The organism is Aquimarina pacifica (genome assembly GCF_000520955.1).
Lineage (GTDB): Bacteria > Bacteroidota > Bacteroidia > Flavobacteriales > Flavobacteriaceae > Aquimarina > Aquimarina pacifica.
Window position 1 is genome coordinate 1 of record NZ_JACC01000001.1, and the last position, 22,453, is coordinate 22,453.

The 22,453-nt window shown below is 32.7% G+C and carries 22 protein-coding genes; 7 read left to right on the plus strand and 15 right to left on the minus strand.

From position 1 onward, the window contains the following. Window positions 1–54: 54 nt before the first annotated feature. Together DZ60_RS0100005 and DZ60_RS0100010 are read right to left on the minus strand one after the other, a co-directional pair. Window positions 55–741 carry a hypothetical protein gene (locus DZ60_RS0100005; protein ID WP_025739364.1) on the minus strand — a complete coding sequence of 229 codons (687 nt, stop codon included), beginning with the start codon at window positions 739–741 and terminating at the stop codon, window positions 55–57. A 15-nt stretch (window positions 742–756) separates the two neighbouring features. Continuing rightward, window positions 757–966, minus strand: a complete 210-nt coding sequence (locus DZ60_RS0100010; RefSeq protein WP_025739366.1) for a hypothetical protein — start codon at window positions 964–966, stop codon at window positions 757–759. Window positions 967–1,178: 212 nt separating this feature from the next. Between DZ60_RS0100010 and DZ60_RS0100015 the strand changes: the two genes are divergently transcribed. After that, window positions 1,179–1,655 carry an SRPBCC family protein gene (locus DZ60_RS0100015; RefSeq protein WP_025739367.1) on the plus strand — a complete coding sequence of 159 codons (477 nt, stop codon included), beginning with the start codon at window positions 1,179–1,181 and terminating at the stop codon, window positions 1,653–1,655. Between the two features lie 65 nt (window positions 1,656–1,720). Here the strand turns inward: DZ60_RS0100015 and DZ60_RS0100020 are convergent, their stop codons facing one another. The 13 genes from DZ60_RS0100020 to DZ60_RS0100080 all read right to left on the minus strand — a co-directional run bounded on the left by DZ60_RS0100020 (window position 1,721) and on the right by DZ60_RS0100080 (window position 17,011). Next, complete coding sequence (locus tag DZ60_RS0100020) at window positions 1,721–2,869, minus strand: glycosyltransferase family 1 protein (RefSeq protein WP_025739370.1); 1,149 nt, start codon at window positions 2,867–2,869, stop codon at window positions 1,721–1,723. Next, window positions 2,870–3,760, minus strand: a complete 891-nt coding sequence (locus tag DZ60_RS0100025; protein WP_025739372.1) for a glycosyltransferase family 2 protein — start codon at window positions 3,758–3,760, stop codon at window positions 2,870–2,872. 26 nt (window positions 3,761–3,786) lie between these two features. Then, a complete protein-coding gene (locus tag DZ60_RS0100030; protein WP_025739374.1) occupies window positions 3,787–4,881 on the minus strand; it encodes an EpsG family protein in 1,095 nt (364 codons plus the stop codon). A 91-nt stretch (window positions 4,882–4,972) separates the two neighbouring features. Then, window positions 4,973–5,545 (minus strand): serine O-acetyltransferase, encoded by a 573-nt coding sequence (locus tag DZ60_RS25705; protein WP_025739376.1) that lies wholly within the window; start codon window positions 5,543–5,545, stop codon window positions 4,973–4,975. 13 nt (window positions 5,546–5,558) lie between these two features. Then, window positions 5,559–6,680: a glycosyltransferase family 4 protein gene (locus DZ60_RS0100040; RefSeq protein ID WP_025739378.1), complete on the minus strand. Its 1,122-nt coding sequence runs from the start codon at window positions 6,678–6,680 to the stop codon at window positions 5,559–5,561. Continuing rightward, window positions 6,680–7,786, minus strand: coding sequence for a glycosyltransferase family 4 protein (locus tag DZ60_RS0100045; RefSeq protein WP_025739380.1), 1,107 nt, complete (start codon window positions 7,784–7,786; stop codon window positions 6,680–6,682). The genes DZ60_RS0100040 and DZ60_RS0100045 overlap by 1 nt, the downstream gene beginning before the upstream one ends. A gap of 4 nt (window positions 7,787–7,790) precedes the next feature. Then, window positions 7,791–8,903 (minus strand): polysaccharide pyruvyl transferase family protein, encoded by a 1,113-nt coding sequence (locus tag DZ60_RS0100050; RefSeq protein WP_025739382.1) that lies wholly within the window; start codon window positions 8,901–8,903, stop codon window positions 7,791–7,793. A gap of 32 nt (window positions 8,904–8,935) precedes the next feature. Beyond that, window positions 8,936–10,156, minus strand: a complete 1,221-nt coding sequence (locus DZ60_RS0100055) for a glycosyltransferase (protein WP_025739384.1) — start codon at window positions 10,154–10,156, stop codon at window positions 8,936–8,938. Then, window positions 10,146–10,811 (minus strand): CatB-related O-acetyltransferase, encoded by a 666-nt coding sequence (locus DZ60_RS22135; RefSeq protein WP_081740330.1) that lies wholly within the window; start codon window positions 10,809–10,811, stop codon window positions 10,146–10,148. Before DZ60_RS22135 ends, DZ60_RS0100055 begins: the two co-directional genes overlap by 11 nt. Continuing rightward, complete coding sequence (locus DZ60_RS0100065) at window positions 10,808–12,319, minus strand: oligosaccharide flippase family protein (protein ID WP_025739388.1); 1,512 nt, start codon at window positions 12,317–12,319, stop codon at window positions 10,808–10,810. Before DZ60_RS0100065 ends, DZ60_RS22135 begins: the two co-directional genes overlap by 4 nt. Window positions 12,320–12,366: 47 nt before the next feature. Continuing rightward, window positions 12,367–13,647, minus strand: a complete 1,281-nt coding sequence (locus tag DZ60_RS0100070; protein WP_025739389.1) for a nucleotide sugar dehydrogenase — start codon at window positions 13,645–13,647, stop codon at window positions 12,367–12,369. Window positions 13,648–13,672: 25 nt separating this feature from the next. Then, window positions 13,673–14,671 (minus strand): SDR family oxidoreductase, encoded by a 999-nt coding sequence (locus DZ60_RS0100075; protein ID WP_025739391.1) that lies wholly within the window; start codon window positions 14,669–14,671, stop codon window positions 13,673–13,675. Between the two features lie 339 nt (window positions 14,672–15,010). After that, window positions 15,011–17,011 carry an alpha-ketoacid dehydrogenase subunit alpha/beta gene (locus DZ60_RS0100080; RefSeq protein ID WP_025739392.1) on the minus strand — a complete coding sequence of 667 codons (2,001 nt, stop codon included), beginning with the start codon at window positions 17,009–17,011 and terminating at the stop codon, window positions 15,011–15,013. 406 nt (window positions 17,012–17,417) lie between these two features. On the opposite strand from DZ60_RS0100080, the gene DZ60_RS0100085 reads away from it, so the two are divergent. The 6 genes from DZ60_RS0100085 to DZ60_RS25025 all read left to right on the plus strand — a co-directional run bounded on the left by DZ60_RS0100085 (window position 17,418) and on the right by DZ60_RS25025 (window position 22,448). Beyond that, entirely contained in the window at window positions 17,418–18,368 is a 951-nt protein-coding gene (locus tag DZ60_RS0100085) for an isopenicillin N synthase family dioxygenase (protein WP_025739393.1), read from the plus strand. Window positions 18,369–18,378: 10 nt separating this feature from the next. Continuing rightward, window positions 18,379–18,708: a translation initiation factor gene (locus DZ60_RS0100090; protein WP_025739394.1), complete on the plus strand. Its 330-nt coding sequence runs from the start codon at window positions 18,379–18,381 to the stop codon at window positions 18,706–18,708. A gap of 17 nt (window positions 18,709–18,725) precedes the next feature. Further along, window positions 18,726–19,664 carry a DUF1835 domain-containing protein gene (locus DZ60_RS0100095; RefSeq protein ID WP_025739396.1) on the plus strand — a complete coding sequence of 313 codons (939 nt, stop codon included), beginning with the start codon at window positions 18,726–18,728 and terminating at the stop codon, window positions 19,662–19,664. Between the two features lies 1 nt (window position 19,665). Beyond that, on the plus strand, window positions 19,666–20,550 hold the full coding sequence (locus DZ60_RS0100100) for a nucleoside phosphorylase (RefSeq protein WP_025739398.1): 885 nt from the start codon (window positions 19,666–19,668) through the stop codon (window positions 20,548–20,550). Window positions 20,551–20,995: 445 nt separating this feature from the next. Continuing rightward, on the plus strand, window positions 20,996–21,847 hold the full coding sequence (locus tag DZ60_RS0100105) for a substrate-binding domain-containing protein (RefSeq protein ID WP_025739400.1): 852 nt from the start codon (window positions 20,996–20,998) through the stop codon (window positions 21,845–21,847). 427 nt (window positions 21,848–22,274) lie between these two features. Continuing rightward, a complete protein-coding gene (locus DZ60_RS25025) occupies window positions 22,275–22,448 on the plus strand; it encodes a hypothetical protein (RefSeq protein ID WP_161634353.1) in 174 nt (57 codons plus the stop codon). The last annotated feature ends 5 nt before the right edge of the window (window positions 22,449–22,453 follow it).

Consider the following 22,453-nt stretch of genomic DNA (forward strand, 5'->3'; position numbering starts at 1 on the left):
CTTGTAACGATTATTCAGGACGTCACAAATTAAATTTACGAGAAGTACCTTCTTTTAGTTTTCTTCTGGTATTTCAGAATTCAGCTTAAGAAGTTTTTCTTCGCTTTTATCAATATTAGATTGCACTTTGGTCACCTTATCCTGGTGTTTTTTAAGCTGTGCCTCTACTTTTGCTACTTTAGCCATTTTTTCTGCAAATTCTTCTTCTGTTATTTCGCCCGCTTCTTTTTGAGCAGCTAAGCGATCTTTGGTAGTTTGAATTTTATCAGCTCCTTTTGAACTTCTATTTTGGTAAAAGGCTAGTTTTTCTTTTTTACCTTCAATACCTTTTTGAACAAGATTGGCTTTTTCATTTTTAAACTCGACTCTCTTTGCCTTTAGTTCATCTCTTTTCTCTTTGGTTGCCTCTTTATGAGTAGCCAATTTTTCTTTTAATTCGGGATGATCTGAGATATACGCCTTTCTCTCCTCAGGAGACATTGCTTTCATTTTTTCATGATGCTCTCCTAGAACTTCTTTGCGTCCTTCTTTTAATTCTTTTCTAGCCTCTTTTAGCTCTCCTTTTTTTTCTTTAAGCTCACCTTTTTTCTCCTTCATTTCTTTATGGTGAGCCTTCATTTTGGCCTTCTTTTCTTTTACTTTTTCCTTACCCTCTTTAACAATCTCTTCAGAATTCTGAGCATTTGCGACTCCAAAAAAACCTAAAAGTAATAGGACAAGTATATATTTTGATAGTTTCATTGATTTGATTTTTGGTTAAAGGTTATCTAATTCATTCAAAGCGTTATCCATTTCTTTAGCTTCTTTTTCTAAAGATTCAAGACTTTCTGTGGTCTCTTGCTCAATGGCCTCGATTTTCTCATTGAGCTCCGCAGCTTTCTTTTTCTCTTCTTCTGCTGCTTTCTTGTCAACACAAGCTGCAAACAAGAAGACTACTGATAATAATGTGAAGAATGTTTTTTTCATAATCAAAATAATTATTGGTTTTATTACAATATACCTATTTTTTTGTAATTTTTTAGTATAAAATTTATACTATAAACAAAGACCTCTATGATTTATTATATTATAATGTATGAAAACAAAAAACAGACAATTAGAGTAATTACACCATCTGAATAAAATAGATAATTATATATTCTGAAACATTATTAGTCACATTAACATAAAAATGAATTATGGAAACACCTATTAATATTGCAAAGGCAGAGATGTTGATCAGAAAGCCTGTAAAGGATGTTTTTAATGCATTTACAAATCCTGATATTACTACGCAATTCTGGTTTACGCATAGCTCAGGAAAACTAGAAGAAGGAATGCGTGTAATTTGGAGTTGGAAAATGTATAATCTACACGTTCCTGTTGACGTGAAAAAAATAATTCCTAATGAACAAATAATAATCGAATGGGGTAAGGAAAAACATAGGTCAACAGTCAAATGGCAGTTTAAATCATTAGCCTCTCAAAAAACATTTGTTACTATTACGAACTATGATTTTAAAGGGATAGGAAATGAATTGGTAAGTCAAGTAGTCGACTCGACAGGAGGTTTTACTTTGGTTATTGCAGGGGCAAAAGCGTGGTTAGAGCATTCGATACAATTAAACTTAATCGGTGATAAATTCCCAAAAGAATTAATGGATGGATTGAAATAATAATAGTAAACACAAGCCTTTATATTTTTGGGTACAAAGGCTTGTGTTTAAAATATAGAAAATACTTACTCTATGGTACCACTTTGCTCTAAATAAAAATTCTGTATGATCTCGGCATTATTTTTTATATCGTAACCTTTTTCTTTTATAGTTTCGTAGTTATTTACTCTATCTGCAGCTACTTTTTGTAAAATATGCTCTGCCCATACTTTTGGCTCAATTTCAATGGGTAAAAACTCAATATCATTGGTTAGCAATACTTCTTCTGTAATTCTATCTGATGCGACAATTTTTATCCCTGCTGATTGTGCTTCTATCAAAGTAACTGGCAGTCCTTCGTATAAAGAAGGAAAAACAAAAACGTCTAATAGTTGACACAATTGTGCTATATCAGTTCGTATACCCAGAAACTGCACTTTATCTTCTATAGATAAGGATGCTGCCTCCTTTTCTAGACTTTTTCTTAACGGGCCATCACCTATAATTAGTAAACTGCAATTCGGTTTTTGTTCTACTACAGAGGCAAAAACCTTTAATAAATAAGAATGATTCTTTTGCACTGTAAAACTACCTATGTGTCCTAAAACGAAATCATTCTCTAGATCAAATTCCTTTTTGTATTTATTTCTGACCTCATTGTCATAGGCAAATGCTTTTGCATCAACCGCATTGTTCATAATCCTAAACGTACTATTTTTTCCGAATAACCATTTTCCTGCCTTATCTCCACATGAAAAATTATGAGTAGTAGAAGCATGAATGTTATTCTTCACTCTTAGTTTTATTATTTTTTTAAATACTTCCTTGATCGCTTCCTTACCATCAAAAAGGTCCTTTACCTTAATCTTCTCTAAAGCATTATGGGCATGGGCAATTCTACATGGTATATTAAATTCTTTGGCAATCTTAAGTGTAAAAGAACTAAACGTATTGGTATGAGAATGTACTACAGAGAACTCCTTATGTTCTTCAAAAAAAGCGCGTAATTTCTGATAGTAAGCTCCAGGAAATATAGGATTAATAGGATCAAATTTGTATATCTTCCCTCCCATACTTTCAATTTCATCATCAAAGGCTGCTTTTTCTTTTCTATGAACCAAAAAATCGAATTGAATCTTAGTTCTATCAACATTTCGATAATAGTTCATAATCATACTTTCTGCTCCTCCTCTGTTCATTATCGCAAAAACCTGTAAAACTCGTGTCACTGCCATCTAAAAATTATTTTTAGTTTTAAAACGAATATATAGGTTGAGAAGAATCCCGAAAGGAATGGCTAAAACGGTAATAAACTTTTTTGGAGATTCTGATAAAAACGCTCCATTTTTTGTAAACATAGCACTAGATACATAGTGCACAGCATTCTTAAAACGATCCTTAAAACTCTTTGTCAACTTCATTCTACTTTTTCTAGAAAAAGCAAAGCCACGAGGGTGTCTTCTATACTGCTTAAGTATATTCATACTTGATCCATCAGTCATATACTCTACAATACACAACACCTCGTTAATTGGTAATAATTTATAATCCTGATCGATTAAAAGATATAGATGCCCTAGTGGTACAAAACGCTCACCTTCAAAAATAGGATATGGTGGGTATTTCTTTACTATTTCTGTTCTATATACTATTTTTTTATCCCCTTGAACCTTATGTTTATGGTATATATCGTAAAGTGTTGTTTCTTCTAAATTTTCGGGCATTTTAGAACCAATAATACTTCCACTCTCATCAGCATCTAATCCTACTAACCCAGCATAATGTGGTTTATCTTTGATACGTTCCCAAGCAGTTAAGATTTTATCAATAGCCCCATCAGCCATGAAGTCATCACTATCAATACAAATATTAAGAGTAGTTTCAATAAGTCGGTATGCGGCATTATGCCCCCCATGCATTCCTAGATTCTCTTGATAATGATAGATGATATCAATCTTATTATCTTTTATCCAGGAAGCAACTAACTCCTCTGTGTTATCCGAAGAACCATCATCAATAATCAACCAAACAAAATCTTGGTTTGACTGACTAACCAGGCTGTTATAGCATTTATGCAAACAATAGGCTCGGTTATAAGTTGGTGTAAACACCGTAATAGTTTTCATGTTTTTTTATAATTAGTAGTTAGTTATTATGAATATAAATAGTACATACAATAGGTGAACATAAAGTATACGAACATGACTTGGGCAATTACAAAATGTTGTTTCTTAAAGAATGTTTCTTTTAATAATGGATAGATAATTACCAATCCCATCATAAACCATGACAAATAAGCAAATCTATTCGAATAGTTTGCATTAATTACCAAAATCCAGAATCCATTACAAATTAAATAGGTATTCAATAATTGATTATATAATTTATCTTCGAACTTTCTTTTGATAACAAAATACCATCCTGCAAATACCGCAAACGCACTATGAAACAAGAAGTCCCAACGAAAACCAGTTCTTGAAAATGTACCTTCTTCTGCCTGAGAAGTAAGATACCCTGTTAATCGATCATCCCCAAACCCCAAACTAGCGAATAGCCCAATCCATAAACTTCCTAATGCTAGGGACAAAGGAATACAAGCAAGCCACCCCTTAAAATAAGACTTAGGGTCATTGTATAAATAGGTCATTATAAATGCAAAAATTGGTAAAAAGAGTGTTTTATGAAAAAAGGTTGCGGCCATAAAAAAAATTGCCATAACTACTTTGTTACGATGATAACTGACTCCCCATAAAAAAAGTGAAGTCGCTGCACCATTTCTCATTCCGTTTACCCCATATGTCCAAAAAGAGAAAGAAACAATAAACATCATAAAGGCATAATACCAATACTCTTTAAACAAGAACTTAGAAATTTTATATAGAGGAAATACATAGATAAAAGCACAAATGGTAAAAAACGTATGTGCCGATATCAACTGTGACAAAGTTTTCATAAAAACATGCCATCCATAATCTTTTACTTCTTCGGGAATCTCCCCTCCATACCGATATCCATCAAATGTGACAATATAATTAACGGTATCTCCGAACACACTACTAATGGGCCGTTGCCCCATATATAAAATTAGAAAGAATACTAAAAGGTATCCAGAAAAATTGATGAAAACGAGATTCTTATGATCATTAATTTCTAAAACTCTCGAATGTAATAAGGTAAAAAGAACCAGAAATAAACACAGGTTTACGTACAGCGGATAGTATAAGTCCAAAGGCACAAATGTGTTCATCTTCTTAAACGAATTTAGTTGATATGGTTATGGTTCTCAATTTCACTTCTTATCTATAATCTAAAAGGGAATAACCCTAGTATTACCTCATTTATACTCGTTTTCCATCCTTTTTGATAATCCTTGCAGGGTTTCCTACAACTACACAATTATCTGGTACATCCTTTACAACAACCGATCCTGCTCCTATAACACTGTTATTGCCTATTTTGATATCACCAATAATAATGGACCCTGTATTAACAGAAACATTATCGCCGATTGTTGGTCTTTTTCCGTCTACGGCACCTATTGTAACTAAATGATTCACATAAAAATTTTCTCCTATAGAATCTGCATTCAATATTGTACTATAGGGATGTCCTGTTAAAATACCTCCTCCTACTTTGGTAGTAATATCGATTTTAAAATATTTCTCCTTAGGACAATATACATTAAGTACATGCGATATCATTCCCCTATTTCTGAAATAAAAAATTGATCTAAAATCTGTTGAGTTAGCCAGAAAATTTAAAAGCAAAGAAATTTTCCCTCCTCTTATATCTTTGGCATCAGACCAGCGGTCAATATCCTTATCTATATCCCTTTTATTTTTACTAAATTTATAAAGAATTATATGAGGTATCAAAAAAACTTTATAAACGGTAATTAATAACTTTCTCATTTTTAAAAAGTTTTTAATGTACTGTTACATCATTAAATAATTTTCTCCAAAGTTGCATAACACTTTCTAACTTAAAGTTTGAAGCATTTTCTCTTGCATGTTCTCCTAGTCTCCTAAGAGTATCTGGATCCTTCATTAAGTTCAATAATTGTTCAGAAAAAATAGCATTATCATATAATGGTATCAATATACCTGAATCTGAACTGATTATATTCCTAGGTCCATTAGGACAATCAAAAGACACTATCGGCAGACCACAAGCCTGGGCTTCTAATAAAACTAATGGAAAACACTCGTTATGAGAGGTCATAGCAAAAATAGAAGAATCTAACATTTTGGATTGTATACTGTCTGTTGCTCCTTTCAATATAACCACATTCTGTAACCCATAGCCATCTATTTTATCCTGTAACATTTTAATGTAAGCAGGTTCTCCGCTTCCGTAAATGTGTAACTGCCAATCTTTATTTTTTTTATAAACACTACTCCAAATATCAATTAAGATATCATATCCTTTTACTTGAGCTATCCGCCCTGCGGCAATGACAATTGGGTTTGAGACCTGAGAAGTAGTTGATGGGTAAAAAGTTAATGGATTAGGAATTACTCTTGTATTATTTGATTTATAATAACTTGCTTCATCCTTATTCAAGATGACCAATTGGTCATATTTTTTTTCTACAAAGTCGGTAAATTTAAAGAAATACTTTTTATGAGGCCTTTTGGGATTATTCCTATTCTTAATTTCTATATGTTTTGAATAATGAAACTCTTTAATCTTAGGAACCTTCTTATTAATGAAAGGCATAAAATATGTATCCGTGCTATGACTACAAACCACGATCACATCGGGCTGTATTCTTTTTATTGCCGATCGTACACCGAAAATATGTTTTGGTAATTTTTTGAGATTTGTTGGGTGAAAATATGATTTTCTTCTTTCGTAATTAATTTCAAGATCTTCAAAAATTATCTTGTCATCAAACTCATAACAAGGTTTCTGATTTTTTTGTTCACTTGTTATTATGTACACTTCTGTATCTTGTAATGAAGCAAAATAGTTTGCCTTGATAGAAAGTACTCTTTCAATTCCCCCGTGCAAATAGACTTGATCAATAATAAATACTATTTTCATCAGGAAGCTTGTTTAGTTATACTTTTAAAGAGATCATCCCAAATAGACGCTATTCGTTCTGGAAAATAATATGCGACCGACTCTCTGGCGTTTTGCCCCATAGCCTTTCTTTTTTCCTCATCAGATATCAATGCTATCATTCCGTCTGCCAATCCCTGTATATCATCATTCTTTACCAAGATACCATTTTCTTGATCTGAAATTATATCCGACGGACCAAACGGACAATCAAAAGAAACACATGGGACTCCAAAAGCCATTGCTTCTGTAAGTACCATTCCAAAACCCTCATAACGCGATGACATTACATAAATAGATGCTTCTTTATATTTTTCTGCTATATTCTTTACAGGTGCATAGAAATTAACGGTTTCTGATACGCCTAACTCTTTGGCTAATTGATCTAACCCTTCTGATTCGTTTATAGTGCCATAAATATCTAATTGCCAATCAGGATTTTTCTTCTGCACAGTTTTCCAGCTTTGAAGTAACCGGTCATACCCTTTCTGAAAACTTTGCTTACCTACAGCCAGAACTTTTTTATTTTCTACGGTACTTTGCGCATCAGGGAAAAATGACAATGGATTAGGGATCACCATTGTATTTTTTAGTTTCCATTCATTAAGATTACCATTAGTAAGCACAATAAATTTGTCATAAAAACTTCCTCCAAAATCCATAAGTTTAAACTTGATTTTGGTTATCATCCCTCTTATTCCTGATTGATCTCCTTTAGCCTCTATATTTTTAGATACATGACGTTCATAAACCATAGGGCATTGCTTACCTACTAAAAGAGGTAACAAAAGTCCTTTAATCCCATCATCACAAACACTAACTACATCGGGCTTTATTTTAGAAAGAATGGATTTAATTCCTTTTCGGTAAGAAAGAAAATAAGAAATCGGATTTCCACCTACAGAAATATTGTGATACTTAATTTTAGTACTAAAATCATAAAATAATGAATCATCTTCTTGATTTAAGGTCAAAATATGCACTTCGTAGTCTAGGTTTTCTGCTAAAAAACTGGCTTTTATAGAAAGTACTCTTTCTAGCCCTCCTGGTCCACATACCTGATTCGTTATATATACTAATTTACGCATGTACTTATTTTGTTAATGCATTGCTTAAATACATCTTGGACTTATCTATGAGTACATCTAATTTTGACTGTACTTCATCAAAGTTTACCGTATTAAGCGTATAATTATTTGCCATTTCTTGGTCTTCTATCAAAAACTCGCTTAGTCCCACACTTTTTAGCATGTCTCGCATACGAGTATTGATTTTATCGCTTCTATTGAAAACTGCTAAATTTTTATGAAAAAGAAGGGAAAAAGCCACTGCATGAAATGAATTTGCCAAAATACAAGATGCATTTTTTGCCAGTGCCAAAAACACATCAGGACCATCTAGATAAAAATTGGTATCTGCATAAGAAATTAACTCATTAAATGCATAGATTTTCCAACCATTCTCTTTTTTTAATCTTTCTGCTAACCCTTGTATCAGAGGATCATTATCAAAATCATAGACAATTAAATATTCTCCTTCATTTGGTACATCTTTGGTCATTAGTGGAGTCCATTCATCTGTATCTAATAAAAAAACAGGATCTAACACTTGGGTGACGTTATCAAAACCAAGATCTTCAAGAATTGTTTTTCCAGAAGATTCTCTTACCGCAACATGATCTAAACGAGCAACCTTTTCCTTAACAAAGTCTTTGATTTCTTCTGCCAATGAATCTATTGCAAAACTTGCCGCATACGAAAGTTTTAGTTTATGATCTGGCACAAAGTCTAAATAAAATGCTGGGTCCCATCCATTCTGAAAATATGAATTCCAAATCTGATCACTACCGCATACATAAGCATCTGCTTCTGGCAAATCTGCTTTTAGTTCATCATTGAATCTATATAACTTTTTTGTCGCTCTAATATGTTTTTCTGAAAATTTATCAAAATTCCTTTTACGTTTTAGATTAACAAGTCGTTTTGGTAATTTCAAAATTAGATATGCCCATTGAATTAAAAAGAATTTACCAGCAATATTACCAGGCAGGCTCCATAATTTGAAATGCTTACTTAAATAAGGGGGTTTAAAATGAATCGTTTCGGACTCATGCCCAAGGTTTTCTAAATGTTTTAATAATGCATACTCTTGCAAACTAGCTCCGTAATTATATACTTCGTGGCAGGTTATTGTTTTTATTTTCATTGACTATGGCATTTTATTTTTTAAAACCCTGTTTAAGCGTCTAAAAGTGCGCTAACTTTACTTATTTCTGATTCGTTACTTATCACCTCTTTTTCGAGATTGGCAACAAACTTATTTTGTATATCTTCATTACCAATTACTTCTTCTAATCCATCAGCAATTGCATTTGCATTCATTTCTGTAATAAATCCGTTATGAGTATGTTTAATCTGGTTGTAAACAATTTCAAAGTTGGTAACTACTATTGGTTTAGCCAGTATTCTAGCTTCTGCAATTGCTAGTCCAAAGCCTTCGAACTTTGAAGGCTGACAGTATATATCACATTGTTTTACAAAAGGGTATGGGTTTGAAAACGTTCCTAAAAAGATAAAATTACTTTCGACATCAAATTCTTTTACTAATTTTTCTAATTCAATTTTCAAAGGACCTTCACCGATTGCATACCATCTAAAATCAATGCCTTTCTTTTTTAATATAGAACAAGCCTTAATAGCCATATCATATCCTTTCTGCGTTGCTAATCTGCCGATAGTAAGAATACGAGTACCTGTATAACCATCTGTAAAACCAACAGTCGTATCCTCTCCCATCTTTTTTATTACTTCTCCTGATAGAATATCATATACTACGCCCGTTTTTTCTTTAAAATCAGGATGTGCCATTCCAAAAACCTCATTCGCTTTATCAGAAACAGTTACTATATTAGTATACTTACTATAAAAGGGATAGTCAAATTTTGAAGAATACCCAGCATGGCTATAATTGATATTTATCCAGCAAAATTTAGTTTTTGATTTTACCTTGGTAGCTACATAATATGTTGGTAATCCTTGGCTATAAGCCACTGCAGCATCAAATTCTTGCTCCAGGGGTTCAAATCCAGATTTTGTAAAAAACCAATTTGTCTGAGCGGGGTGTAATTTGTACTTTGACACTAAATTACCAATCACACGATTAAACCTTAATCCGAATGCAGCAAGGTATTTATTGAACGAAAAACTTATTTGTTTTGAAAACGAAATCTCAGGGTTTCTCGATAAGTACTTAAAATAATCTGGAGCCTCTAATCGGATCACTTCTTCTGGTACCAAAGGTTCATATAATCCTCCTTTTTTGAAAGTTAAGAGATGAATATCATATTTGGTCTTATCCAAAAGACTGAGTACAGTAACTAAACTTTTTTCTGCTCCCCCAGATGATAAGGAATCAATTACAAAAAGTACTTTCTTTTTATTTACTCGATTACTTTCCATATTTCTTTATAAACTGTTCTATAGATTCTTCTTTTGTTTGCCCAGAAGAATAAAAATCTTTAACTCTACTTTTTATTGTTTTTTTGTCCCAATCCCACCATGCAATATCATTTAATTTATTGATAACATCCTTATCATGTTTCATAGCTATTACCTTAGCAGGGGTTCCTGCTATGATACTATAATCAGGGATTTCGGTACTTCCTGTAACTACAGAATTTGCGGCTATTGTTATTCCATTTCCCAAAGTTACTCCCGGCATGATATGAACGCCCATACCAATCCATACATCATGACCAATTGTAATTCCTTCACGCTGATTAACTGCACTTAGAAATTCGTTCTTATCAACTCCATCGGGTAAAGTCTTTTCTTCTTTAAACAACGTATTAACTATCGGAAACGAAGTAATTCCTGACGCAGTATGATATCCTTCGTCTACGATAAATCGTACATTATTAGCAATACTGCAATATTTACCTATTCGCAGTGGTGCTTGGGTCCACCTAAAAACCAGAGCGCCATTATCATACGTTCCTTCTCCGAGTTCTGAAAATTTATCTTTCTTAAGAAACACATTGTCTTGTACTCTTAATATTTGATGATAATCAATCCCCAACAACCTCCATAAAAAGATTCTTAAACGACACATCATGACTTACGCTTTTTGTAAAACTTAGACAACACTCCTGTAAACAGTTGTTTTTCATATGGTAACATCCCAAAAGTAAACATTAACACAGCAAAAGTGAGTGCATATAACCCTCCTTTGATTATAAAATTAACCCAACCTGATCCCGGAATAAAATTAATCCCATAGCCAATACCTACAATAAGAATTTGAACGGGGAATGTTTTTATGAATAATTCTTTAAAAAACCTCAGAAGATCAAGTTTCAGAACTCGGTAATAATATACATTCATAATATTTTGAGCAATAATCCATCCTACTATAGACCCAACAATCATTCCCAAAGCACTATGCTCCTTTGCTAAGAAATACCCTAAAACTGTTCCCAAAATCATAAATACTAAGTATGTTATTGATTTGAAAGCAACTTTATTCTGTGCTTCTATAATCGCTCCCGTAAATCCTTGCGTAAGAGGTATTGTATAGGCTATCATTATTAATAGAGCAATAATCCAAGCATCGTGATAGGATTCACCTACCCACAGAATGACAAATTGTTGTCCATACAAAATAAATCCTCCCAAAATAAACAATAAGACGATAAAGGATATTCTTCCTAATTTTATCATCATATTAGTCAAGTCCTCTGCAGAGGCATTAGCCACAGTCATTTGTGTTGCTCTTGGTAAAAAAACACTTGTAATCGCTGAAGAAAAAGCACCATAATATCCTCCTAACATTAAGCCTATGGCATAAATTGCCAACACTTCTGGTGAACTAATTCCTCCTAATACAATATGTCCAGCTTTCCACTGAAATTGAGAAACCAAACTGTATACAAAAATCCAGGCTGAATAACTAAATATCTGTTTTATAAAAGCGACATCCCACTTATGTAGCTTAAACCTGACTTTTAATTTCTTAAACACAAACACCATTGTAGACAAAATAATCACCAAGTTAAGAATGGTATCTAATATCACTAAAGAAATAGCCCTACCTCCGAGAAGTAAAATAGAAATTACTAATACCGCTCTAAAAAGATATTTAATAATATTAAGTGTTTTAGGAAAAACAAATTGTTCATATCCTAAACAAATACCGGTAAAAGCACCGCCAGGTAACGTTATAGACAAATTGAAGACCATCAGTACAAACATAACCTTAGAGATCTCAATCTCTTCTGGGGTCATCTGATCAAAATAGGTATCAATATACCCATAAAAAAAAAGACCAAAAAAGAGCACCAGAATCGAAATAAAAAAATAAATAATCATGGTGGTTGCCAGAAAATTTTCTTCTTTTTCTCGATTTTTTTCGGCTTTGTATTTGGCTACAAAACGAATGATCGTATTGTTTAATCCAAAATCTAGTACTGATATAGTACCAACCAGAGCACCTATTGCCATATACACTCCGTATTCGGCATCACCTAAGGTCCTTACAATCATAGGAGTCAAAAACAATCCTACTACATTCGTTAAAATAATAGTCAAATAGTTTAGAAAGGCTCCTTTTTTTAATTGACTCAAAATAAATTATTTATCTTATTACTGAATACTCAGAGAGAACATATTTACTACAATCTTCCGTCTACTTCTTCTTCCAAAATCCCCTTTACATCATATATGATTCCGTTTGGTGTCAATAAAGATTTAAGATCCAAACCGATATACTCCTTATGTGCTACAGTGAGAACTACCACATCAAATTTTGAATCTGGTAATGTTGTTGTGATATCGAGATTGTATTCATGTTTTACCTCCTCAGGATTCGCCCATGGATCATATACAGTAACATCTGTACCAAAATCACTAAGGTTGTTAATTACATCTACTGCTCTGGTATTACGAACATCTGGACAATTCTCCTTAAAAGTAATCCCTAAAACTAGTACATTGGCACCTTTGATTCTGATATCATTTTTAACCATCAACTTAATCACTTCAGAAGCAACATAAGGCCCCATACTATCATTAAGCCTTCTTCCTGCCAATATAATTTCTGGGTGATATCCAAATTCTTGAGCACGCTGTGCCAGGTAATATGGATCTACTCCAATACAGTGACCTCCTACTAAACCAGGTTTGAATGGCAGAAAATTCCATTTTGTTCCTGCAGCTTCTAATACAGCATTGGTATCAATATCCATCAGATTAAAAATCTTTGCTAATTCATTAACAAAAGCAATATTTATATCTCGTTGTGAATTTTCGATCACCTTAGCCGCTTCTGCAACCTTGATTGTTGGCGCCAGATGTGTTCCTGCCGTAATTACTGATCGATACAGATCATCTACCTTTTTGCCAATCTCAGGAGTGGATCCTGCAGTTACCTTCAATATTTTTTCTACTGTATGCAATTTATCCCCAGGGTTGATTCGTTCAGGAGAATACCCTGCATAAAAGTCTTTATTAAATACGAGTCCACTGATCTTCTCTAATACTGGGATACATTCCTCTTCTGTAACTCCTGGGTATACTGTAGATTCATAAATCACAATATCTCCTTTTTTGAGTACTTTTCCAACAGTTTCACTAGACTTATACAAAGGTGTAAGATCTGGTCTATTGTTTTTATCAACTGGAGTCGGAACTGTAACAATATAATAGTTACAATCTTCTATATCTTTTAGATCAGATGAGCAATATAATCCCTGATCCATAGTAGGTGTCTCAGACAATACAGCTTGTAATATCTCGTCTTCTACCTCTAGGGTAGAATCAGTACCTGATCTTAACTCTTCTATTCTATTTTGATTAATATCAAAACCAATTACTGGTAGTTTTGTAGCAAATAATCTAGCCAGAGGTAATCCTACATATCCTAATCCAATAATGGCTACTTTAATATCTTTCATGGTTGTTTTATTTTATAAGGTACATTTACTTAAGATTATCCCAATACCACTTTACGGCTTCTTTTAATCCTGATTTTATATCAAACTTGGGGTTATAACCCAGAAGGCTTTTTGCTTTATCAACGGATGCCAGTGAATGCGGAACATCTCCTCGACGCTCTGGACCATTCTTAACATCAATCTTCGCTATTTCAGAATCAAAATCTGATAAATACTCTTTTAACAGCATAACCAATTCATTCAATGTAGTTCGCTCACCAAAAGCAGTATTGTATACATTATTTAATGCCTCATTATTATCTGTAACAATTGCTAACATATTCATCTGAATTACATTATCAATATAAGTGAAATCTCTAGAAAAAGAACCGTCACCATTAATTACAGGTGACTCATGCTCCATTAATTGCATTACAAATTTTGGAATTACTGCCGCATAGGCTCCATTCGGATCTTGTTTTCGACCAAATACATTAAAATAACGCAATCCTACCGTATCAAGATCATATGTTTTCTTAAAATTATCTGCATACAACTCATTTACATATTTAGTAATTGCATAGGGAGATAGTGGTTTACCAATCTTTTCTTCTACCTTCGGCATTGACTTAGAATCTCCATACGTAGAAGAACTAGCAGCATAAATAAATCTTTTGACTTCTGCATCTCTTGCAGCTACCAACATATTCAAAAAACCACCCACATTTACATCATTAGAAGTTATCGGGTCGTTAATTGATCTGGGAACTGATCCCAATGCAGCTTGATGTAAAATGTAATTAACTCCATTACATGCCTTATGACAGTCATCAAGATTCCTGATATCCCCTTCTATAAATGTAAAATTAGCATGCTTCTCTAATTCTGATATATTTTTTTTGTGTCCTGTAGCAAAATTATCCAAACCTACCACTGTGCTACCACTTTCTAGCAAAGCTTCACACAAATTTGACCCTATAAAACCAGCTGCTCCAGTTACTAAAACTTTTGAAGAACTCAGTAATTCTAATTGATTAGTATTCATATTTTTATTGTATAACCTTCTTTTTTTTCAAAATCCCCTTAAAACTATGTACTTATAACCATAGACGGCGCGAAATTAACATTTAGGATTAGAACTCACAACATATGGCAACGGGGATTTTACCCCTATTTAAAATTTACACTGTTAAATTATCTTTCTTGTTTAAATCTTTATTAAAAAAAGAAACACAAAGAACTAATAAACAACAACTTAACACACACCCACACTATTACCCCTTTCCTTTAACTTATTAAAGTTCTATTCATTTAATAATTAATTAACCATAAGGCAAGATTAATAACATTTTTTCAGATCAAATATTACATAGTATTTCAAAATCTAATACGCAATAAGATCCAGTAATTCTTTTTCAAACCTGTTTCTTCCTAAGTATTGATCTTCTAATGCACCATTAAAAGGGATTGGGGTAGACAAACTCCCTACTCGTTTAATAGGAGCATCTAAAAACTTAAAACAATTTTCTGTAATTAACGCTGAAATATCAGAAGACATACCTCCAAAAATAGTATCCTCCTGAACAATAATTACTTTTCCTGTTTTTTTTACTGATTCATAAATAGTTCTTGTATCCAAAGGTTGCAATGTCCTTAGATCTATAAGATCTGCTTCAATATATTTATACGTATCCAGAGTTTCTAGAGCCCAATGAATACTCGCTCCATAACCGATTATAGTAACCCCTGTTCCTTCTCTTAAAACAGCAGCTTTTCCTAGAGGTAGATTATAATATTCTTCAGGAACTTCTTGTCTTATACTTCTATACAATGCTTTATGCTCAAAGAACAAAACCGGATTAGAATCCTCTATTGAGGATATAAGCAAACCTTTTGCATCAAATGGAAAAGCTGGATATACAACTTTAAGACCAGGAGTTTTCGTAAACCACGCTTCATTTGTTTGGCTATGAAAAGGACCTGCCCCGACTCCTGCTCCACAAGGCATTCGGATAACCACATCTGCCGATTGTCCCCATCGATAATTCGATTTTGCTAATAAATTAACAATAGGATTAAATCCTGAGGATACAAAATCTGCAAATTGCATTTCTACAACTACTTTATAATTCTTTATAGCAAGTCCATATGCTGTAGATACTATGGCAGATTCACAAATAGGCGTATTCCTAACACGTTCTGAACCAAACTCTTCTAAGAAACCTTGAGTAATTTTAAAAACACCTCCATATTCTGCAATATCTTGCCCCATAATGATAAGGTTATCAAATTTCTGCATTGCGGCTCTTAAACCATTAGAGATTGCATCAATCAATCTAATTTCGGTTCCAGAATTATTTGGCGGGACAGCATTATAAGTATTTAGGGCATAAACATCTGACAATTCTTGTTCTAAATCAACATTAATACCTTTCTCTTTATTGGTATTTTCCCAATGTTCATCTATCTCTTTTTTTATCGTATTATGAAAATGAAAATCTTTATCTGATGATATAACTTGTTGACTAATCAGATATGCTCTATACATTTCAATTGGATCCTTCTTTTTCCAGAACTCTATTAACTCTGTAGGGACATACTTAACACCACTAGCTTCTTCATGACCTCTAATTCTAAATGTCTTAAACTCTACCAATACAGGCCTTGGGTTTTGACGAATACTTTGAGTAATGGCTGTTATTTTAGTATAAACTTCTAAAACATTATTCCCCTCAATAACATGAGACTCCATACCATAACCCCTTCCTCTATCAGCCAAGTCCTTACAATTATATTGCTCTTGTGTTGGTGTTGAGAGGCCGTATCCATTATTCTCTACACAAAACAACACAGGTAAACTCCAAACAGAAGCTACATTAAGCGCCTCATGAAAATCACCTTCACTCGTTCCTCCCTCTCCTGTAAAAACAGTTGTTACCTTTGCCTGACCATCTAGCAAATTACCTAATGCAATCCCACAAGCCACTCCCATCTGAGGACCTAAATGGGATATCATACCAACAATACGATATTGCTGAGTTCCGAAATGAAAAGAACGGTCTCGCCCTTTCGTAAATCCATTTGCTTTACCTTGCCATTGACTAAATAAACGATACAAAGGAATTTTACGTGTGGTAAATACACCTAAATTGCGATGCATTGGTAGAATATACTCATCATCATTGAGAGATGCCGTAACACCTATCGAAATCGCCTCTTGCCCAATACCACTAAACCATTTTGAAATTTTACCTTGCCGTAAAAGTATAAGCATCTTTTCTTCAACAAGTCTAGGGGTAAGCATTTTTAGATATAAAGAAATAAGAAGATCATTGCTATACTCTTTCCTATCAAAATATAGCTTTTCTGTTGAAACGTGGTCCATGAAAGAAAATTTGGTCATATAAAAATACTTATTTTTGTTTCAGAACACACTACCTTATATAAAAATATTAAGTAGTTGTTAATTTTCACTACTCAATTATATGAATTTGCTAAATTTACTAACTGTTAGGAAAGCAAAATTTTTAAGAATCTAATAAAATCAAATTAACCATAGTTTCGCAAAAAAATGCAAACTCGTTTTTTATTAATTTACACTTTTCTTTAAAGTACCGCAGAAGTTCTCTTTAAGGTTTAAAAAGAAGTAATAGAAAAAATTGTACTTTATAGTTTGCAACATGCTCCCTTATAATTATATCTAAAAATTGTAAATAAAAATATACTACCCTTTTATGTATTTTTAATGAAATACATCTATTTTAGGGATTTAATAAACTAAGATTATACCAATGAACAATATACCAAGTGTAGATTTGGCCGATTTTTTATCTGATTCTTCATCACAAAAGCAGAAATTTGTCAATGAAATAGGTAAAGCTTACGAAGAGATTGGTTTTGTAGCTTTAAAAAATCATTTTTTGAGTGATGAACTTGTAGAGAATTTATATACAGAAGTTAAAGGTTTTTTCTCATTACCACTGGATATTAAGGAGAAGTATGAAATTAAGGGATTAGGCGGACAACGCGGATATACTTCCTTTGGGAAAGAACATGCTAAAGGTAAAAAAGAAGGAGATCTCAAAGAATTTTGGCATTTTGGTCAAGAACCCGATGCTGATGCAGCACTAATTGAAGAGTATCCTCCTAATGTGGTCGTCGAAGAACTTGACGATTTTAATGATACCGGGATGGAAGCCTATAGAATGTTAGAAAAAACAGGGATTTATGTACTTAGAGCACTAGCACTATATATTGGACTTGATGAACATTATTTTGATCATTGGGCAAGTAATGGTAATAGCATCCTTCGCCCTATACACTATCCTCCGATCCAAGAAGAACCAAAAGGAGCAGTTCGTGCAGGTGCACATGGTGATATTAATCTAATCACACTATTAATGGGAGCATCAACAGGCGGACTACAGGTTCAAAGAAAAGATGGAGAATGGATTGATGCAATTCCTCAAGAAGATGAACTTGTGATTAATGTAGGAGACATGTTAGAAAGACTAACGAATAATAAACTAAAATCTACGATACATAAGGTAATTAATCCTCCTAAGGAACAATGGGGAACCCCTAGATACTCTATTCCCTTTTTTATGCACCCCAGAAGTGATATGAAATTAAATTGTCTGGATGCATGTATTTCTGAAAATAACCCTAAGCAATATGATGATATTACTGCAGGAGAGTTTTTACACCAAAGGTTAGTAGAAATTGGATTAATAAAAAAATAAAACCTTTATCATGGATTTGCAAGATCAATTAAAAAACCTTTTCCCAGATCATCAACCTACTGAAGAGGAAGAAATAGTAAAATCTAATGACAAAATATGGATGCAAGAAGATCCTATACTTTGTAAATATGAAAAACGAAAAGGAAAACCGGTAACAATACTTGAAGGATATACCGGAGCTGACGAAGATTTTAAAAAACTAGCCAAAGAGCTTAAAACGAAACTAAGCGTTGGCGGAAGTTTCAAAAATGATGCTATTATCATTCAAGGAGATTATAGAGATCAAATTATGAAAATACTTAAAGAAAAAGGATTTAAAGTAAAACGTGTAGGGGGATAAACAAACATACGTCAATTTTGAAAGTAAACACACTACATATTACAAACGGAGATAGCCTCACCACAAGATTACAAGAATCAAATCTTGTAACAGGAGAATTCCTGACCTGGCGAGAAATGTTATGTGAGGGACCAACAGATATTAAAATAGAAACAGAAGATGCTATCAAGAAAAGAAAGGCTTTCTTAAAAAAATATTACAGAATACCTGCTATAGATTACAAAGACAAATTCATTTCTCAGATTAAAAAACTAGATAGCGTTGATGAATATGACGAAATAATATTATGGTTTGAATATGATCTCTTCTGCCATATTAATATGATTGCCGCCATTAGTCTGCTAATGCGAAAAGAAATTTCGAATATTCCTGTATATTTAGTCTGTAGTGGTCGAGTAGAAAATGAACAAAGACTTTATGGACTCTGTGAATTATCCGACTCCCTACTTAATAAGCATTACCAAAACAAAACATTACTTACCAATGACGATCTAGAACTTGCATCTCATATATGGACTTTGTATTGCGAATCAAAACCTGCAAAAATTGCAGGACAAATAAAGAAAAGCTCTTCTTTCCAATATCTATCTATTTGCCTAAGAGCTCACTTACAACGTTTTCCTAATATGCTTACAGGTTTAAATGTTTTAGAACATAATATTCTTGAAATGATTGACAACCACCATATCAAAAATATAAAACACTTAATGGGATACACACTCGAGTATCAAGGGTATTATGGATATGGTGATATGCAAATAAAACGTGTTTTTGCCAGATTATTTCAATTTTTGAATCAAACAAAAGACCAACTTCTATTATCAGAAAGAGGAAAACTTGCCTTACAACACAAAAAAAACTTCTATAACACACAAGTTCTTGATTGGCATTACGGCGGAGTTAAGAAGTACGATTATCTATATAATAATGAAACCAACACACTCTTAAAATTATAGTATGGCAATAGCCGAATCCGAACTCATCCTTAATGAAGATGGTAGTATATACCATTTGCATCTCAAACCCGAACATATTGCACAAAATATTATAACAGTTGGTGATCCAGACCGAGTTGATCAAGTTACTCAATATTTTGACTCTATTGAATATAAAATTCAAAAAAGAGAATTTCATACGCAAACTGGTATCTATAATAAACACAGAATAACCGTAATTTCTACGGGTATAGGAACCGATAATATTGATATTGTTCTCAATGAATTAGACGCATTGGTGAATATTGATTTTGAAACCAGACAAATAAAAAAAACACATACACCTCTTAACATCATTAGAATAGGAACATCGGGGGCTGTACAATCTGAGATACCAGTGGATTCTTTTATTGTTTCAGAGTTTGCCATTGGCTTTGACAGTCTTTTACACTTTTATGACAGTAAACATATTCAAGATACCTCCTTCACAGAATTATTAACCACACATCTTAACTGGAACAAAGACAAATCAACACCTTATACTGTCCTTTATGACGAAAAGCTAGGACAGTATATGATGCATAAAAATTGTTTATCAGGAATTACAATTACTAATGTAGGTTTTTATGGACCGCAAGGAAGGAAGTTAAGATTAGCTACACAAGATCCAGAAATGAATAAAAAAATTACATCATTCAACTATTCGGGAAAAAGTATCACCAATCTCGAAATGGAGACCGCTGGTATATATGGTTTATCAAAACTTCTGGGACATAAAGCGGTATCTATGAATGCCATATTAGCTAACCGTGTTACAGGAGAATTCAGCAAAAACCCTAAAAAAACTGTAGATGAATTAATCCGATACACATTAGATAGACTGATCCTATACCTAAATTCTATATAAGCACGATTTAAATAATTGTTTTCAAACAAAAAACCCACATTATCTTCGGATGTTACCCTTTATAATGTGGGATAAATAAAAAAGGATGAAGAATTAATTCTTCATCCTGAACACTATATTATTTAGGTATTAGCTACTAGCAACAGCTATTAACTAAATAATATTCTAAGACTAATTAAAAAATTAGTAATCAACAATACTGCAATAAAGATCACGATACCATTCTCCAGAGAATTATTTTTTAACTTCGCAACCTTAACATATGTTTTTTTATTATTTAAAAAATTCTTTTTCATAGCAATATTGTTTTTATTTTGGGTTTAGGTATTTAAAAATAATTATAAGTAGGAAAATGATATCTCAAATATACATCAATTAATTACATTTTTACGTCAAAAAACATAAAAAATCGATAAAAAGCACAAATTATTAACTTTTATACTTTATGAATACCATAAAAATCGGCGGAGTACCAGAACATTTTAATCTACCTTGGCATCTTACAATAGAAGAAGGAAGCTTTCTTAAAGAGAATATAAAATTGCAATGGACAGAATTTCCTGGCGGGACAGGAGCGATGTGCGAAGCCCTAAGAAACAAAGATATTGATATAGCTATTATCCTTACCGAAGGTATTATTAAGGATATTATTGCAGGAAACCCTAGTAAAATTGTACAAACATACATACAAACTCCACTTATTTGGGGAATTCATGTAGCAGCACAATCAAAATACACAGACATATCTCAATTAGAAAATACCAAAGCCGCTATTAGTAGATACGGTTCTGGATCACATTTGATGGCATATGTAAATGCGCAGCATCAAAAATGGGACACAAGTAAACTTCAGTTCGAAGTAGTTAAAAACTTAAACGGAGCCATTGAAAATCTTACTGATCAAAAAGCTGATTATTTTATGTGGGAGCATTTTACTACAAAACCTTTGGTTGATGATGGTACATTTAGGAGAATTGAAGATTGTCCTACTCCATGGCCCTGTTTTGTAATTGCAGTTAGAGAGGAAATATTAACTAAGAACAGAGCAGAAATAAAAACCATTTTAGATATTATAAATACGACTACTTCTGACTTTAAAGAAATCCCAAGTATTGATAAAACCTTATCTCATAGATACGACCAAAAGCTAGAAGATATACAACAATGGATACAAATAACTGAATGGAGTCAATCTCAAATAAAACAAGAAACTCTTCAGGAAATTCAGGATTGCTTATTCGATTTGCAAATTATTGATAAGAAAATAGCACCGAATAAATTGACTTTTGAACTTTAACCCGTTTTATGGAGATACAATAAATACTGGTGTTTTCTTAATTTTAGCGTAGTAGCGCTATGGTGACATTAAAAATACAGCGAAGCAACAGTATTTGTAGTAGCTCAAAGTTATACTAGATTTTTCAATGCGCATATCGGGTATAACTATTTTCTTTAATTCAAATGTTATAAAATCTTTAATAAATGATTAGAAGTTAAAAAGAGAATACCTTAAAAAATTAAGAGTTCAAATAACATATACATCAAATAAAACCAGATAATTTAACAATTAATTAATTGTTAAATTATCTATCTCCCTAGCTTTAAGATAACTAAATTATTTTTGTACATTTGCAACGCCTACCCCCACAGTCGTGAACTAATTATTATTAAAGACGCAACCTTTTTTGGTTTGTGCATCTAATAGTTAAATTAAAATGTCTATTATGGTAACTTTTTTGTCAATACTTGCAGGTCTAGTCGCCTTCAATTTTATCTTATTAAAGTTTAGTACGCAATCTGTTGATACAGACAGAAAAAAAATTCAAAGTAAAAAATCTAAAATAAATAGTATTTCTAATTCTGGTGCAAATGCTTCTGATATTTCTAACGCAGCATAATAACC

Excerpts from the sequence above, each read along its gene's own strand:
- DZ60_RS0100005 (WP_025739364.1), bottom strand. The coding sequence starts at position 741 with ATGAAACTATCAAAATATATACTTGTCCTATTACTTTTAGGTTTTTTT.
- DZ60_RS0100010 (WP_025739366.1), bottom strand. The coding sequence starts at position 966 with ATGAAAAAAACATTCTTCACATTATTATCAGTAGTCTTCTTGTTTGCA.
- DZ60_RS0100015 (WP_025739367.1), top strand. The coding sequence starts at position 1,179 with ATGGAAACACCTATTAATATTGCAAAGGCAGAGATGTTGATCAGAAAG.
- DZ60_RS0100020 (WP_025739370.1), bottom strand. The coding sequence starts at position 2,869 with ATGGCAGTGACACGAGTTTTACAGGTTTTTGCGATAATGAACAGAGGA.
- DZ60_RS0100025 (WP_025739372.1), bottom strand. The coding sequence starts at position 3,760 with ATGAAAACTATTACGGTGTTTACACCAACTTATAACCGAGCCTATTGT.
- DZ60_RS0100030 (WP_025739374.1), bottom strand. The coding sequence starts at position 4,881 with ATGAACACATTTGTGCCTTTGGACTTATACTATCCGCTGTACGTAAAC.
- DZ60_RS25705 (WP_025739376.1), bottom strand. The coding sequence starts at position 5,545 with ATGAGAAAGTTATTAATTACCGTTTATAAAGTTTTTTTGATACCTCAT.
- DZ60_RS0100040 (WP_025739378.1), bottom strand. The coding sequence starts at position 6,680 with ATGAAAATAGTATTTATTATTGATCAAGTCTATTTGCACGGGGGAATT.
- DZ60_RS0100045 (WP_025739380.1), bottom strand. The coding sequence starts at position 7,786 with ATGCGTAAATTAGTATATATAACGAATCAGGTATGTGGACCAGGAGGG.
- DZ60_RS0100050 (WP_025739382.1), bottom strand. The coding sequence starts at position 8,903 with ATGAAAATAAAAACAATAACCTGCCACGAAGTATATAATTACGGAGCT.
- DZ60_RS0100055 (WP_025739384.1), bottom strand. The coding sequence starts at position 10,156 with ATGGAAAGTAATCGAGTAAATAAAAAGAAAGTACTTTTTGTAATTGAT.
- DZ60_RS22135 (WP_081740330.1), bottom strand. The coding sequence starts at position 10,811 with ATGATGTGTCGTTTAAGAATCTTTTTATGGAGGTTGTTGGGGATTGAT.
- DZ60_RS0100070 (WP_025739389.1), bottom strand. The coding sequence starts at position 13,647 with ATGAAAGATATTAAAGTAGCCATTATTGGATTAGGATATGTAGGATTA.
- DZ60_RS0100075 (WP_025739391.1), bottom strand. The coding sequence starts at position 14,671 with ATGAATACTAATCAATTAGAATTACTGAGTTCTTCAAAAGTTTTAGTA.
- DZ60_RS0100080 (WP_025739392.1), bottom strand. The coding sequence starts at position 17,011 with ATGGACCACGTTTCAACAGAAAAGCTATATTTTGATAGGAAAGAGTAT.
- DZ60_RS0100085 (WP_025739393.1), top strand. The coding sequence starts at position 17,418 with ATGAACAATATACCAAGTGTAGATTTGGCCGATTTTTTATCTGATTCT.
- DZ60_RS0100090 (WP_025739394.1), top strand. The coding sequence starts at position 18,379 with ATGGATTTGCAAGATCAATTAAAAAACCTTTTCCCAGATCATCAACCT.
- DZ60_RS0100100 (WP_025739398.1), top strand. The coding sequence starts at position 19,666 with ATGGCAATAGCCGAATCCGAACTCATCCTTAATGAAGATGGTAGTATA.
- DZ60_RS0100105 (WP_025739400.1), top strand. The coding sequence starts at position 20,996 with ATGAATACCATAAAAATCGGCGGAGTACCAGAACATTTTAATCTACCT.
- DZ60_RS25025 (WP_161634353.1), top strand. The coding sequence starts at position 22,275 with ATGGTAACTTTTTTGTCAATACTTGCAGGTCTAGTCGCCTTCAATTTT.